The organism is Pseudomonas sp. S11P7, from assembly GCF_023195435.1.
Lineage (GTDB): Bacteria > Pseudomonadota > Gammaproteobacteria > Pseudomonadales > Pseudomonadaceae > Aquipseudomonas > Aquipseudomonas fluorescens_G.
In genome coordinates this window covers 3,380,027-3,395,644 of sequence record NZ_JALPKS020000002.1, presented here as the reverse complement: position 1 = coordinate 3,395,644, position 15,618 = coordinate 3,380,027, and the positions used below count along the sequence as shown (strand labels likewise).

General features: G+C 62.2%; 9 protein-coding genes and 1 pseudogene. 2 read left to right on the top strand and 8 right to left on the bottom strand.

Annotated elements, in window-relative coordinates; translation table 11 throughout:
- Positions 1–42: 42 nt before the first annotated feature.
- Complete coding sequence (locus tag M0746_RS15675; protein ID WP_258449838.1) at positions 43–1,002, top strand: alpha/beta hydrolase; 960 nt, start codon at positions 43–45, stop codon at positions 1,000–1,002.
- 69 nt (positions 1,003–1,071) lie between these two features.
- Here M0746_RS15675 and M0746_RS15670 read toward each other — a convergent pair whose 3' ends face one another.
- The 5 genes from M0746_RS15670 to pvdM all read right to left on the bottom strand — a co-directional run bounded on the left by M0746_RS15670 (position 1,072) and on the right by pvdM (position 9,033).
- A complete protein-coding gene (locus M0746_RS15670; RefSeq protein WP_258449837.1) occupies positions 1,072–3,534 on the bottom strand; it encodes a TonB-dependent siderophore receptor in 2,463 nt (820 codons plus the stop codon).
- A 117-nt stretch (positions 3,535–3,651) separates the two neighbouring features.
- Positions 3,652–5,301 carry a cyclic peptide export ABC transporter gene (locus M0746_RS15665; RefSeq protein WP_258449836.1) on the bottom strand — a complete coding sequence of 550 codons (1,650 nt, stop codon included), beginning with the start codon at positions 5,299–5,301 and terminating at the stop codon, positions 3,652–3,654.
- Positions 5,302–5,444: 143 nt separating this feature from the next.
- Positions 5,445–6,353, bottom strand: a complete 909-nt coding sequence (gene pvdO / locus M0746_RS15660) for a dihydropyoverdine dehydrogenase (protein WP_258449835.1) — start codon at positions 6,351–6,353, stop codon at positions 5,445–5,447.
- 32 nt (positions 6,354–6,385) lie between these two features.
- Positions 6,386–7,666 carry a pyoverdine-tailoring periplasmic protein PvdN gene (gene pvdN / locus M0746_RS15655; protein ID WP_258449834.1) on the bottom strand — a complete coding sequence of 427 codons (1,281 nt, stop codon included), beginning with the start codon at positions 7,664–7,666 and terminating at the stop codon, positions 6,386–6,388.
- A complete protein-coding gene (gene pvdM, locus M0746_RS15650; protein ID WP_258449833.1) occupies positions 7,663–9,033 on the bottom strand; it encodes a pyoverdine-tailoring dipeptidase-like protein PvdM in 1,371 nt (456 codons plus the stop codon). Before pvdM ends, pvdN begins: the two co-directional genes overlap by 4 nt.
- Before the next feature lie 192 nt (positions 9,034–9,225).
- On the opposite strand from pvdM, the gene pvdP reads away from it, so the two are divergent.
- A complete protein-coding gene (gene pvdP, locus M0746_RS15645; RefSeq protein ID WP_258449832.1) occupies positions 9,226–10,845 on the top strand; it encodes a pyoverdine maturation tyrosinase PvdP in 1,620 nt (539 codons plus the stop codon).
- Positions 10,846–10,964: 119 nt separating this feature from the next.
- Here the strand turns inward: pvdP and M0746_RS15640 are convergent, their stop codons facing one another.
- From M0746_RS15640 to M0746_RS15630, 3 genes and pseudogenes are all read right to left on the bottom strand, one after another.
- Positions 10,965–12,359 (bottom strand): efflux transporter outer membrane subunit, encoded by a 1,395-nt coding sequence (locus tag M0746_RS15640; protein WP_258449831.1) that lies wholly within the window; start codon positions 12,357–12,359, stop codon positions 10,965–10,967.
- Between the two features lie 7 nt (positions 12,360–12,366).
- Entirely contained in the window at positions 12,367–14,340 is a 1,974-nt protein-coding gene (locus M0746_RS15635; RefSeq protein ID WP_258449830.1) for a MacB family efflux pump subunit, read from the bottom strand.
- Positions 14,341–15,515, bottom strand: a pseudogene (locus M0746_RS15630) (efflux RND transporter periplasmic adaptor subunit).
- Positions 15,516–15,618 lie beyond the last annotated feature (103 nt).

Below are 15,618 nucleotides of genomic sequence, written 5' to 3'. Positions count from 1 at the left end.
GCTCGGGCGCCTGTATGGCGCCCGACGCGTCTGGAGAATTGAATGTCGTTGAACCCTGATATCGCCGCGTTTCTGCAATTGGTCGGCAATGGTCGCGCCAGTGGCAAACGTGTCGGCATGCATGAATTGAGTCCAGCGGTCGCCCGTGAGCAGTTCGATCAGTCGTCGCTGTTGATGGATGCTGGCGGTGAAGACCTGCATTCGGTGGACGAGGTGCAATTAGCGGTGCGCGATGGTTCGCGCCTGCATGCGCGGATCTACCGTCCTCAACCTTTGGCAATGGGTGCGCCGCGCCCGGCGCTGTTGTATTTCCACGGCGGCGGCTATGTGGTCGGCAGCCTCGATTCCCATGATTCGCTGTGCCGCGCCCTGGCGTCGATGGCCGATTGTGTGGTGGTGTCGGTGGCGTATCGGCTGGCGCCGGAATGGCGTTTTCCGACAGCTGCCGAGGATGCCCGGGATGCCTGGGACTGGCTGCTGGCGAGTGCTGCGGATCTGGGGCTGGATGTCACGCGTCTGGCGATTGCCGGGGACAGCGTCGGCGCCAGTCTGGCCACGGTGCTCGCCGGGCAGTTGGCGGACGCAGCAGTACGGCCGCACTTGCAGGTGCTGATTTACCCGGTGACCGATGCCAGTGGCAGCACGCCGTCCATCGAGCAGTATGCCGAGGGGTATCTGTTGGAGAAGGCATCGCTGCAGTGGTTTTACCAGCACTATCAGCGTGACGCTGGCGATCGCCTCGATCCGCGTTTCTCGCCATTGCTGGCCGAGGTACCGGCGAACGTAGCGCCGGCACTGCTGGTGCTTGCCGAGTGTGATCCGCTGCACGATGAAGGCGTGGCGTATGCGCGGCATTTGCAGGCGGCGGGTGTGGACGTGGAACTGAAAGTGTACGAAGGCATGACCCATGATTTCATGCGCATGGGCGCGATCATCGATGAGGCGCAGGAAGCGCAACAGCACATTGCCGCGCGTCTGATGCAGGTGTTTGCAGCGGTGTAACGGATGTGAAGCGTTGCAGACAATAAAAAACGCCGGCATTTGCCGGCGTTTCTGTGAGCGCAGTACGGGTTACCAGTTGTAGGTCACGTCGGCGGTCATGGTACGGCCTTCGCCGTAGTAGCAGTCGAGCGTGCTGTTGCAGCTGGCGACGTATTTCTCGTCGGTGAGGTTTTCCATGTTCATGCGCAACTTCACGCCTTTGACGTGCAGCGGCGATTTCTCCAGATCGTAGGAAACCATGGCGTCATACACCGTGTACGAAGGAATCTGGAACGAATCTTCCTCGTAGTCCGAACCGTAGCTGCTGCGCACGTAACGGGCGCCCAGGCCCATGCCCAGACCGGCCAGCGACGTGGAGATGTCGAAGTCGTAGTTGACCCATGCGGAGGCGGTCAGCGGCGGGCTCATGGCCAGCGTGCGACCTTCGCGGCCGTCGTTGACGCTGCGCCATTTGATCTGGTTACGCGACACGGCCGCCAGCACGCGCAGGTTCTGCGTGACGTTGACCTTGCCCTCCAGTTCCACGCCGCGCGAACGCACCGAACCGCTCTGGTTGCTGAAACCCGGGTTGCCCAGATCGTTGGTCAGCATGTTGCTCTGATCGATCTGATACGCCGACAGCTGAATGAAACCGTCGATGGCCGTTGGCTCGTACTTGACCCCGACTTCATACTGCTTGCCTTCGGTCGGTTCGAACGCTTTGCCGTCCAGACCGTTACCGGTTTGTGGCAGGAACGATTCGGCGTAACTGGCGTACGGCGTGAGACCGTTTTCGAATTCGTAACCAAAGCCGAAGCGACCGGTAAACTTCTCGTCCTTGATGTTCGAGTGGGTGCCGCTCAACGGTTCCTTGTTATCGGTTTCGGCGAAGTCATAACGACCGCCGATGGTCACGAACCACTGGTTCCAGCGGATCTGATCCTGGGTGTAGAGGCCGGTTTGCTTGACGGTGTTGTCCCATTTGTAAGGCTGGGTGAAGTTGAACTCACTGCCGTACACCGGGTTGTACAGATCGATCGGTGGCCCGTTGCGGTCATAGCGACCGAGGAACTGGGTGTTGAAGTGGTAGTAATCCACACCGAGCAACAAGGTGTGATCCACTTCGCCGGTCTTGAATTTGGCCTGGGCAATGTTATCGATGCCGTAAACCCGGTTGTGCTGCGCCCAGTCCACACCGTAGCGGGTCTGGTAGCTGCCATCGTCGATGCCGGTGTTCGGGTTCGGCTCGAAGGAGTAGCCGTGCAGCGGCGCAACGTAGCGATCGTTGACGTCGGCGTAACGGGCGTTCTGCTTGAGGGTCCAGACATCGTTGAGCTCGTGGGCGATCTCGTAACCCACCACGAACTGCTCGCGATCGTACTTGTTCACGCTTGGTTCGCCGAGGAACAGGCTGCGGCTGATACGGCCGTTGGCAGTACGGTAAACGGTACCGTCGGCTGGCAAGCCTTGCGCTTCCGGGGTATCGCGGTCTTTCTGGTACTGGCCGTACAGCGTGATGCTGGTGCTGTCGTTCGGCAGCCAGGTCAGGCTCGGCGCGAGCATCATGCGGTTCTGGTCGGCGTAGTCGATCTGCGCGTTGCTGTCGTTGACCACACCGGTCAGGCGGTAGAGAAATTCGCCTTGATCGTCGATCGGGCCGCCGAGGTCGAAGGCGCCGTATTTGCGGTCGTAGCTGCCGCCGCCGATGATCACTTCATGCAACGGTGTCGCGGTCGGGCGTTTGCCGACCATGTTGACGATGCCACCGGGCTGGTTCTGGCCGTAGAGGACCGACGCCGGGCCTTTGAGCACTTCGATGCGTTCGAGGCTGTACGGGTCGATCTGCAGCGAACCACCGGTACTGCCGCCGCCGTAAGGCAGGTGCAGACCATCAAGGTACAGCGGGGTCGGCGAGAAGCCGCGCGAGGTTGGCTCGTCGAAAATCTTTACCCGATCAGAGAAGCCGCCGCCGGTCATGCCTGCGGTGTAGCGCAGGGCTTCGGTGACCGACTGCGAACCGCGCATCTTGATTTCGTCCTGAGTGACGACGTTGATGGTCTGCGGGATTTCCTTCAGCGCCGTGTCGGTTTTCGAACCGGTGGCGCTGCGCTTGGCGACGATCCCATCGACCGGGCCCCAGGCCGATTCGGCGCTGGCGGTAACGTTGGTCGGAGCCAGATCAAGGCTCGCACCGCTGGCGCTGCGCGAACGCAAGGCGACATTGTTGCCCTCAATGCTGTAAGCGATGCCGGTGCCTTGCAGCAACTGGCCGATGGCGGCGGTCGGTTCCAGCGTGCCACTGACGGCTGCGCTGCGCAGACCGCTCACTTCATCCGGGCTGTACAGCACCTGAAGATTGGTCTGGCGACCGAATTCCTGCAACGCGCTCCCCAGCGACTGAGCAGGAATATTGATCGCCACGGCGGCGGCCTGCGCCTGGCCCATCATCGGCAGCGTCAGGGCCATGGCGCACAGCGCCGGCAAGGTGGAACGTAAGGAACGGCGGATCAGCAGAGCCTTGGCGAGCGGGTGGAGTCCGTGCGGTGCGGGCATTGTTCTTCTACTCTTCAAAGTGTTGACTGAGAACTATTTCTATTAACTGTAAGTGAGACGTTGAGCCTTCCGAAAACCGGAAAGACTCAACGCAGTTTTTTTACAGAATTTTCACAGTCAGGCAGGTTGCAGCTCGGTGAGCACTTTGCCGGCGTTCATCCGCACCAGTTGGTCGGCAACGTCGAAGTAACGATCGTCGTGGGAAATGACGATGATGGTTTTGCCCAGACGCTTCAGATCGGGCAGCAACTCGGTGTAGAAAATCCTGCGGAAGGTCGGATCCTGATCCGCCGCCCACTCGTCGAAGACCAGCACCGGACGCTCCTCCAGCCACGCATTGATCAGCGCCAGACGCTTGCGCTGACCGGTCGACAGGTCGGTGGTGGTGAACGAGCCGTCGCGCACGCTGACCTTGTGCGCGATTTCCAGACGCTGCAGGTATTTGTTCGCGTCCTCCGGGATGTGCGTGTCGCCCTGCACCACGTCATCGAACAGGTAATAGTCGGCGAAGATCGTCGTGAACAACTGGCGGTAATCGTCGCGGTTGAGCGCATCGACGATCTGCTCATTGAAGCGAATCTCACCGTGTTGTGGCGCATACAGGCCCAGCAGCAGTTTGATGAGCGTGGTTTTGCCGCAGCCGTTTTCCCCGACGATGAACACGATGTCGCCTTGTTCGATCTTCAGATTCACCGGGCCCAGCTTGAACGGCGCCGCGCCTTCGACGCTCGGGAAACTGTAGGACACATTGGTCAGTTCCAGGCTGTGCACCGCAGTGGGAGGGTGCGCTGGCTCACTGAGCAGCAGATGCGGTTCAGGGGAGGAGAACTGCTCGGACAGATCAGCGATGCGCCGAAACGCGATCTGCGCCCGACCAATGATCGGCAGTGCGGCAATGACGTGTTCCAGCGGACCTTTCATATACAGCAGCACCAGTACGAAGCCGCTCATCACCGCTTTGTCGGCGCTCGGCCACAGCGATTGCATGGCCAGTGCCAGACCGATCACCACGAAAAACAGCATTGAGCCGAGGGTTTTGGCGACGACGAAAATGTTCACCGAGCGCACCTGGGTGGCGCAGATCTTGTCGGCGGTTTCGGCAATGCCGGAAACGAACATGCGATGCCGGCGCGGACGATGAATCCGCAGTTCCTTGGCGCCTTCGGCAACGGCGTTGTAGTGCTTTTGCAGATCGTCTTCGTAATCGCGGGCCTTGCGGAAACCCTGCATGCCCCGACCGCTGGCGATGTATTGAATGACGGTACCGATCACGATAGCGCTGCCCATCATCAGGAACATCGGCCAGGACAGCATCGCCAGGTAACCCATGCAGCCGAGGGTCACCGTCATGGAAATGGCCAGTGCCGAGAAGGAAAAGGCGAAATCGCTGATGGTGTCGACGTCGTGGGTCAGCACCGGAATCAGCCGATGGCTGCGGTAGCGCTCGATCTGCTCGATCGGTGCCGAAAGGACTTTTTCACCCAGCTCTTTACGCAGTTTGGCAATGATGTGCTGGCCGACGTAATTGGTACCGATGTCGGAGAAAATCGAACTGGTCAGCGCCAACAGGCAGAGGCCGGCGAACAGCGTGACGACGTTTTGGGTCAGGCCGCCTTCGGCATGCAGCGCATTGTTGATCGTCGCCAGCAGTACCGTGACACTCAGGCCGCCAACCATGCCCAGCAGCGTCGAGGCGATAACAATCAGACGAAAGGGTTTGAGCAGGGTGAACAGATCGTTGATCACTCCGCGTGTTGGTTTGCTCATGGAGGTTCCCTGCGTGAAAGAACGACGAAAGCCGGCATCGGTCGCAGGCTTCGCCCGGGGCGTAGAGGGCGGGGGCGCGTCGCAACGGATCGCGCCCACCTGTAAAACGACTGGGGGCGGGCTGAATTTAACGGACGCTACGGTTACAGGTCGCGGGCCACCCGGAAGCCGATCCAGTCGCCGCGATCACCCGGCACCAGCGCGTTGCGGTTGCCTGAGCGGGAGAACACCGGCGCCTCGCCCCAGTCATTGCCGCGAATGCGCTTGAACTCGCACTTGCCGGTCAGCCAGGCACTGCCGTCGCTTGGTGCGCCGACGTAGTTTTCGTTGTAGCAATCGGCCGTCCATTCGTAGATGTTGCCGTGCATGTCGTACACGCCAAACGCATTGGGCGCGAAGCTGCCGGCCGGGGCGGTGAAGTTGTAGCCGTCGGCGGCGCCATAGGTGTTGGCGTGCCTGGCGATGCTGTATTCCTTGCCTTCATCGAAGGGGAAGGGGAACGGCCCGCTGGTGCCGCCACGGGCAGCGTATTCGCGCAGCGATTCACTGACCAGTCGGTACTGTTTTCCGGTCTTTTTCGACAACCACGCGACGTAGGCGTTGGCCTCGGCGAAGTCCATGCACACGGCCGGATGGCGGTCGGTGTATTGCTTGCGCGGGTCACTGCCCTGATAGTCCGGGACGCCCGCTTTGCACGCGCGGCCCGGGCGGTCGTCGCCGTCAGGCATCTGGTAACCGCTGTCCTTGAGGTAGGCGAACCATTCGCCCTTGAGTACCTGAAAGCGGCTGATGGCCAAAGGTCTGGCGAACGTCACCGGGTGCATCGGGCCTTCGTCGGGCTCGCGACCGACTTCGTCATCCGGGGTGCCCATGGTGAAAGTGCCGGTGGGCAGCACGACCATTTCCGGGCAGTCCTTGCAGTCCTTGAACACTTTGCCCGGCGCCGGTGGCGTGGCGGCCTGAGCGGCACTCGGCAACAAGCCGCTGGCGAGAGCTGCGAGCACAAGTGCGGGCAGGGCGTTCACGGAAAAACGGGGCGACTCAGGGTTCATTTCGCGTCTCGCTAAAAGGAAAATGGGCTGGCTCAAAGAGCCTGGTCGAGGATGCTCAGCAGGCGGTCGATCTGCGCTTCGTTGTTGAGCAGCCCCGGTGCGGTACGGATCACCGGGCCAACATCGCGTTCGACGGCATCGGCCACCACGCGATTGGCCATCAGGTGCGCGGCGATCTTGTCGCTGTCCTTGCCCTTGACCCGGAAGAAGGTGAAGCCAGCCGAAAATTCGGGGCTCAGCGGCGTCACCAGTTCGATCTGCGGGCGCTGCAGCAGGCGTTTTTTCAGGTAGCTGTTGAGCTCATGGATGCGCGCCTGCACCTCGGCCTTGCCCAGTTGCAGGTGCAACCGGAACGCCTCGGTCAGCGCCCAGCGATGTTCGAAGGCGTGATAGCCACCCGGTGTCATCGTCGTGGAAAAATGCTCGGCCTCGGAAAAGGTCGGGATGATCGGCGTGACGTATTTCACTTGCGGCGTGCGGCTGCAGACGATGCCGGTGCCGCGTGGGCCGAACATCCATTTGTGCGTGCCGGCGATGAAAAAGTCGCAATTCATCGCCGGGAAACTCAGGTCCTCGACGCCAAAACCGTGCACACCGTCGACGACGTAAATGATCCGGTCGGCATCGCTGCGATTGCGGTTGTGCTTGTCGACCATTGCCCCGATCGCGCCGAGCGGCAGCTTCACGCCGCTGCCTGAATGCACCCAGCACATGCCGAGCACGCGGGTCTGCGGACGGATGCTGCGGTCGATTCTGGCGAGCAGATCTTGCTCGCTGATCTGTTGCGGATCGTCGAACAGGCGAATCTTGCGCACCTGGGTGCCTTCGCGCGCGGTGCGCAGTTCGAGAATCGTGTGGGTGGCGTAGTGCTCGTGTTCGGTGGTGAGGATTTCCTGATCGGCGCGCACGTGCACGCCGCCATAAATCATCGTCAGTCCGTCGGTGGTGCTGCCGGTCAGCGCGATCTGTGTCGCATCGGCTTGCAGGTATTTCCCGGCCCACACCCGCACGTCGTGTTCGCGCTGTTCGATCACGCCGACATCCCAGTCCATCGCCAGCCCCGGATTCTTGTCGAGCGCGGCGCGGTGCCTCTCAATCGCCTCGCGCACCGGTTTCGGGTGGGTGGTGATGAGGAAGTTGGAGAAGTGCAGATACTCAGGGTCCTGATCGAACAGCTGCTGCAACTGCGCCCATGTATTGCGCGGCAGTGGCGCGATCGGTGTGGCGGCGGCGACGCTCGGCAAGCTCGCGCCCAGAGGCAGCGCCGCCGCGAGGATGCCGGCCTGCTTCAGAAAGTCACGACGGTTGCTCATGGCTTGACGGTGTCCTGCGCTGCGGCCAGCGCCGGTTTTGCCGATTTCTCGACCTGCTCCCAGACGCGCAGGAAGTTGCCGCCCCAGAGCTTGGCGATATCGGCTTCGGAATAGCCGCGGCTGAGCAATTCGGCGGTGACGTTGCGGATCTCGCCGACGTTCTCCCAGCCTTTGACGCCGCCGCCTTCGTTGAAGTCGGAACTGATGCCGACGTGATCGATGCCGATCTTGCGCACGGTGTAATCGATGGCATCGCCGAGGTCCTTGAGGCTGGCTTTCGGTTCCTCCTCGAGAATCGCGTAGAGCTGACCGGCGTATTCACCAAATTTCTGCTCCGACCACGCGGCGATGATCGGGTCGCCCGGCATCAGCGCCATGGCCAGGTTCGGCAGCGGTGGCAGGTCATAGCGCTTGCGCAGTTCGTTGAGTTTGTCCTGCGTGGCTTGGGTCAGCGGGCGCAGGTACTGCGAGAAGCCAACGATTTGCACCACGCCGCCGCTGTTCTTGATCAGCTGCAGTTCCTTGTCGCTGAGGTTGCGCGGGATATCCACCATCGCGCGCGGTGCCGAATGCGAGGCCACCAGCGGCGTGCGGCTCAATTGCGCAATTTGCTCCAGTGCCTTGGTCGACATTTGCGAGACATCGATGATCACCCCCAGATCGTTTAGGCGTTTGACCGCTTGCCGGCCCAGATCCGACAGCCCGTTGAGGGCATCCGGCGAATCATTGAAGAACGGCAGCGGCCGCGACGAGTCAGCCCAGTCGTTGTTGCCGATGTAGCTGAAACCGAACATGCGCATGCCGCGCGCCGTCCACAGATTGAGCAGATCGAGGTCGTGGCCGAGCGGGTAGGCGTTGAGCATGCTGATGAAGATCGCAAACTTGCCTTCGCCGTGCAGTCGACGGAAGTCGGCGGGGGTGTAAGCGATCCCGACCTGATTGGGGAAATCGCGGACCATGCCGGAAATGATCTTGTAGCGGACCTCCTGCTGATTGCGTGCCTCATCGACGAAACCGGCTGTGGGTTTGTGCGGGGCGTTGGCGCCGTTCCAGATTTCCGGCCAGCCGAAAATCGTCAGCGCCGCACCGGACAGGCGCCCACGATTGGCTTTGACCAGGTCGAACTGGCCGCTGCCGTCCTTGTCGACTTCGTTGCCGGTGGTGCCGAAATCCTGGGTGACGGTGATGTGGCTGTCGAACGAAAGCATGTGTTCGTGCAGTTCTTCGGCCTGCTGCATGACTTTGTGCGGGTAGCCGGGATTGTCATTGAACCAGGTGTCCCAAACCGCAAACGCAGCGCCGGCGCTGATCGCCAGCGCCAGCGGCAGGCCGATGAAAAGAGCCTTGTTCGAACGTGGTTTTGTCATTGCCATCTCAGTCAGGTTCGCCGTCGAGGTGCAGGCGCAGAGGCCTTTGCTATCTGGGAGGAACGAGTGGATGGCGCGTAAATTTAGTCACGAGGGTGGCAGGTAAATCATTGAGCAAGGGCTTAAATTTGCCGATCCAGCAAACGTTCTAGCTTGGATAAAGCCTGCTTCAGGGCTGACACAGGTAGGGCAATGAGGATTTCTCGACGATGGTTCATGGCAGGCCTGGCGTTGACCGGTGCTGCCGTACCTGCAGCTTGGTTCGGGCATCGTGAGTGGACGAAGCCGGACCCGACGATCACCCCCGGTGAGGCGTCGTTCGATGTCGCCGACGCGGCCGGGCAGCGCCTGGCCAATGCCTTGCGCGGTGTCTGGACGATTCGCTTTGTCGGCAGCGACGCGGGCCTTGATGGCTTGCCCGGCGAAGGCCTGGAAGTGTTTCTCGACATCGGCCAAAAGGGCCGAGGCGTCAATGGCTTTCTCGACACCGCCGAGCGTTTGCGCAGTGATGAAACACCCCGTTATCGAATTCTTGGCGATCTGGCCGGGGCTGAGGCGGCGAAACTCAGCTGGCGTTTGCTCGGCCCTGACGGTCGTGTCGTTTACCAGCTGAACATGATCCTTGATGAGGTCTGGGCCGATTTCGGCAACGCCGGCAGCGGTACGCTCAGTGGCACCGTGCAGCGCCTCGATCGATCGTTGGCCCTGCCTGCGCAGGACAACCGCTTCGTCGCGGTCAAATGTCTGTTCCCCGAAGCCCGTCAGCGCACCCCGCTCAACGAGCCGTTGCTGGCGTGGCTGGTGTCGCCCGAACATCGCCTGTTCCATCAGGTCTGGCACGCCACCCGCGACAAGTGGCACACGCTGCCCGAGGACAAACGCAACGCACTGCGCGGCCTCGGCTGGCAGCCCGGGCCGCGTGGCCAGGAGCGTGACGCCCGCGGCGCGCGTAAGGATCGTAACGGTTCCGGCATCGACTTTTTCTTCATGCATCGGCACATGCTCGGTACGGCGCGCTCGATGATGGATCTGCCGTCGTGGGCGTTTTTCCCGCTGCCGCAACCTGAGCTGGTGCGTGATCGTCAGGGCTTCGCGCGCTACTTCGACAACCACGACGGCACGGCGCTGCCGCCGACCTGGCTGGCCGCCGAAGATGATGAGTACAGCCAGTGGGTCAGCGACCTGAAAACCGCCGAGACCTATGAAAGTAATTTTCAGGTCTGGGAGTCGCAGTACCGCGATCCACAGTATCTGTCGCAGCTGACCCTGGGCCAGTTCGGGTCCGAGGTGGAGCTGGGCCTGCATGACTGGCTGCACATGCGCTGGGCGTCGGTACCGCGCGATCCTTCCAACGGTCAGCCGGTGCCGCTGGCACGGGATCTGGATGACTTCGCCGCGCGTTGGTTCGCTGCGGAAAACGATTTTCTCGGCGACCCGTTTTCATCCCATGTGAACCCGGTGTTCTGGCATTTTCACGGCTGGATCGATGATCGCGTCGAGGACTGGTTTCGCGCGCACGAGCGCTTCCATCCGGGCCAGGTGACGCGCCTTGAGGTCAACGGCGTGAAGTGGTTTGCGCCGGGGCGCTGGGTGGAAATCGCTGATCCATGGCTGGGGCCGGACACTCACGGTTGCAGCACCACGCCGGGCCTGCAAAAGGGCAGGTCGGTGGAGATGGATCCGGAAACCATGAAACTGGCCCTGCGCATCACCTTCGGCGAGGACCAGGAGAAACTCTCCGGCCTGTTGCGCCGCGTGCCGCAACGGCCCTGGTATGCGCGCAATCTCAAGCCGAAACAGACGTCGGCTTGAGACCCCGCCATGGCCCTTCGCGAGCAGGCTCGCTCCCACCTTTGATCGAGTTCTTCAGTAGGAATGGATCCAGGGTGGGAGCGAGCCTGCTCGCGAATCCGGTCTTCCAGTCAAAGCACCTACAACGCCTGCCAGCCACCCCCCAACGCTTTGTACAGCGCAATACTCGCCTGCATCCGCGATAGCCGCAGTTGCACATTCAGGTCCTGCGCCGCATACAGCGTGCGCTGGGTTTCCAGCACGGTCAGCAAGTCTTCGGCGCCGGCCTGATAGCGGCTTTGGGCGATGTTGAACGCGCTCTGCGCCTGATTCAGTTCTTCGCTCTGCCATTGGCGTTGTTGATCCAGGCCGCGAATACTATTGAGGGCTTTTTCGACGTCGGCAAAGCCGTTGATGATCGCGGCGCGATAGGTTTGCAGCAGTTCTTGCTGACGCGCCGTGGCCTTGTCGCGCTCAGCACGCAGGCGGCCGTTATTGAAGATCGGCGCGACCAGCCCGGCCGTCAGGTTGTAGAAAGGACTGCGCAGCAAATCGTCAAACTGGTTGGCCCCCGAACCGAGCTGAGCGGTCAGCGTGACGGCCGGCAACATCGCTGCGCGCGCAACCTTGACGTCGGCTGCAGCGCCAGCCAATTGTGCTTCGGCGCGGGCAATGTCCGGGCGATGAGTGAGCAGATCGCTCGGCACACCGCTGGCAATCCCGGGCCATTGCAGGCGATCGAAGGATTCCTGATGGGCCGCCAGTTGCTGCACCGGTTGGCCGAGCAGGGCGGCCAGGCTGATCAAGGCGTCCTGTGCCTGTTGTTGTATCAGCGGCAATTGCCGTTGCTGCGCGGCGACCAGACTTTTCTGCTGCGCCAGCTCCAGGGCTGTCGCCGAGCCGGAATCAAAGCGGGTCTGCACCAGCTTCAGCACGCTCTGCGCATTGGCAAGATTGAGTTCGGCAATGCGCTGCTGTTCGCGCAATGACAAGGTTTGCGCATACGTATTGGCGACACCGCTGAGCAACGTCAGCTCAACGGTTGCGCGATCGAATTCGCTGGCCTGCAACGCAAATTGCGCACTGTCGCGAGAGGCCCGTTTAGCGCCCCAGAAATCGATTTCGTAGGTGGCACTCAGATTGGCATCAAAATAATCCACAGCCTTGTTGCTGCTGTCGGCATCCAGCTGGCTGTAGCCATTGCCGCGCAACAGTTTCTGCCGATTGGCATTGAGCCCGGCCTTGACCTCCGGCAACAACGAGCCGCCAGCAATCACCGTGCTGGCCTGTGCCTGCTGCACGCGCGCAACCGCCGCGGCAAGGTCGAAACTGCCCACGCGGGCCTGTTCGATCAGGCGATTGAGTTGCGGGCTGCCGAACTGTGTCCACCACTGTGGATTGGTGCGGGCGATGCTGGCGCTGTGCGGCGCTTGCCAGGCCGCGGGGGCCTGCACGCCGCTGTCCGGGCGCTGAACGGGACTGCCGCAGGCGCTGAGCATCAAGCACACGGTCAATACACTGAGACGCGCTTTCATAGATCGATCATTCACTGGTAAGGGCCGTGACCGGGTCGAGCCGGGCAGCTTTGCGGGCCGGCATGAAGCCGAAGACAACACCGGTCACAAGGGCGCAACCGAAAGCGCCGAGCACGGCGATCAATGAGAACGCCACGGCGATGTCGCTGAGGATCAACACGCCGCCAACGATCAGCGCCAGGGCGATCCCGGCGATGCCGCCGACCACCGACAGCATCACCGCCTCGGTGAGGAACTGGCGCAGGATGTCGCGCTGGCGTGCGCCAGTGGCCATGCGAATGCCGATCTCGCGGGTGCGTTCGCGCACGGTCATCAGCATGATGTTCATCACACCGATGCCGCCGACCAGCAGCGAGATCGCGGCGATCGAACCGAGCATCAGCGACAGGGTATTTTGCGTGCGCGCTTCGGCCTGGATCATCGCGGCGTTGTTGGTCAGCTCGAAATCCTTCTTGCCGTTGTGCAGGCGCAGCATCAGTTGTTCGATGGCCTGCTCGGCGTCCTTGACCTTGCCGGCGTCGGTGGCAGCGATGGCGACGTATTCCGGATCACGCGTGCCGAACAGTCGCACGCTCGCTGCGGAGTAGGGGATGGCGATGCGGTCGTCACTGTCGGAGTCGCCGGAGCTGGCGCCTTTTTCCGCGAGCACGCCGACCACCTGAAATGGCACGTTTTCAATGAGGATGTATTGGCCGATCGGGTTGGCGACATCCTTGAGCAGTTTGTTGCGCACCTTGTGCCCGATCACCGCGACGGCGGCGGCGTTGGCTTCATCGGCCTCGGTGAAATAGCTGCCTTGCACCACCGGCCAGTTGAAGATCGCCGGGAAGTGGGTGTCGTTGCCACCGACGTAACTCAAGTGGTCGGCATTGCCGTAGCGCACGCCAGCCTCGGTGCCGATCACCGGCATGATGCGCTGCACCTGCGGCAGGCTTGCCAGCGCCCGCACGTCGTCGAGGGTGACGATGCCCGGCGGCGTGCGCGGATTGGGTGCCGAGCCGCTGAGGTAAATGATGTTCGAACCGAACGCGCCCATCTGCGCCATGACCTGGCGCTTGCTGCCTTCGCCGACGGCGAGCATCACCACCACCGAGGCCACGCCGATGACGATCCCGAGCAGAGTCAGTGCGGTGCGGAAGCGGTTGATCCACATCACTCGCCATGCCGCGTGCAGGGCGTCGACCAGTTCGCCTTTCCATGCACCGGTGGCTTCGGCGCCCTCGGCCAGGCGCTTGCGCAGATCAACGGCTTGCAAGGCGCCGGGGTTGGCGCTGGTCTGGGCGTCGGGATTGTCTTTCGCGCTGTCGCTGATGATCAGGCCGTCACTGATTTCGATGATGCGTTTGGCCCGCGCCGCCACTTCGCGGTCGTGAGTAATAAGAATCACCACATGGCCCTGGCTCGCCAGCTCGTCGAGCAGCGCCATGACCTCTTTGCCGCTGTGGCTGTCGAGGGCGCCGGTCGGTTCGTCGGCGAGAATGATGTGGCCGCCGTTCATCAAGGCGCGCGCGATCGACACTCGTTGCTGCTGACCACCGGACAGCTGATGCGGACGGTTGCCGGTGCGCGACGCCAGACCGAGGCGGTCGAGCAGAGCGGCGGCGCGGGCATGCCGCTCGGCGGCCGGGGTGCCGGCGTAGATCGCCGGCATCTCGACATTTTCCTGCGCCGAGCCGGACGGGATCAGGTGGTAGCCCTGAAACACGAAACCGAAGGCTTCACGGCGCAGCCAGGCCAGTTCGTCGCTGTCCAGGCCGGCGACGTTTTCCCCGGCAAAACGGTATTCGCCTGAAGTCGGCCGGTCGAGGCAGCCGAGGATATTCATCAGCGTCGATTTGCCGGAGCCGGACGCGCCGACGATCGCCACGAACTCGCCGGCGTGGATCGACAGGTCGATGCCGCGCAGCACATGAACTTGCGGTGCGTCGCCGCCGCCGTAGGATTTGCGGATGTCGTGCAGGTCGATCAGGGGCGTTTGCATTCAACCCCCGCTGCCGCTGGCCGGGCCGATCAGCAGATGATCGCCTTCATTGAGGCCATCGAGAATCTGCACCTTAAGCCGGTCACTGATGCCGGTGCGCACTTCACGGGATTCGATCTTGCCGTTGGCGGCGATCACTTGCGCGGTCTGCCGGTCAGCGTTGGCGCTGCCTTGCAGGGCCGCCACCGGCGCGGTGAGCACGTCTTTGGCCTGATCAGCGACAAAGAACACCTGTGTGGTCATTTCCGCCATCAAGGCGTTGTCGGCGTTATCGACATCCAGCAGCACGGTGTAGAGCACCACCCGGGCGCTGCCGCTTTGCTGCTGCTGCTGGCCGGGCTGCCACCGCCCTGGCTGGTCTGGTCCAGCGGCTTGGGCGGTACCGGCAGAATTTGCCGCACGGTACTGCTCCAGCGCCGGTTGCCGCCGCTGAGCGTGGTGAAGTACGCGGTCATGCCTGGTTTGACGTGGCCGATATCCGCTTCCGAAACCTCGGCCCACACGGTCATCGGCGACAGTTTGGCGATGCGCAGAATCAGTGGCGTCTGTTGCTGGGCATTGAGGGTCTGGCCTTCGCGCGCGTCGAGGGCGACCACGGTGCCGGCCATTGGCGCGTAGATCTGCGTGTAGCCGAGTTCAGCCTGATCGCTGCGCAGGCTGGCTTGTGCCTGGCGGATCTGCGCCTCGAACATGTCGATGCGCGCCTGGGTGGCTTTCAGTTCGGCGCGGGCGGTCTGCACGTCTTCTTCACGGGTCGCGCCGCCAGCCGCGAGGTTTTGCTGGCGCTGGTATTTCTGTTGAGCGAGTTCGTGCTGGGCGCGCTGCTCCTGCGATTGCGCCTTGAGGTTTTCGATCGAGAAACGCCCGGCGTCGAGTTTGGCTTTCTGCGTCGACGGGTCGATTTCCACCAGCAACTGGCCTTCCTTGACCACGTCGCCGACTTCGACATGAATCTTCTGAATCTGCCCGGACGCCTGTGCGCCGACGTCTACATAACGGCGCGGTTGCAGGGTGCCGAGGGCGGTGACGCTGCTTTCTATATCGCCGCGCGACACTTGCACGGTGGCAAATTTTTCCCGACCCGGTGGCAGCATCTGCCACGCGGCGTAACCGACAACCGGGATCAGACAGAGGATTACGAGCAGGGCGCGTCGGGCAGGGCGGGGACGTTTCATGCAGGGTTCCGGCCAGTGGAAATCGGCCCGTCGTTCGGCTGGCACAGAAGGTGGGGCCGCATCGAACGCTGTCACGGAGCGCGACAGACACGGGGAGCTGTCC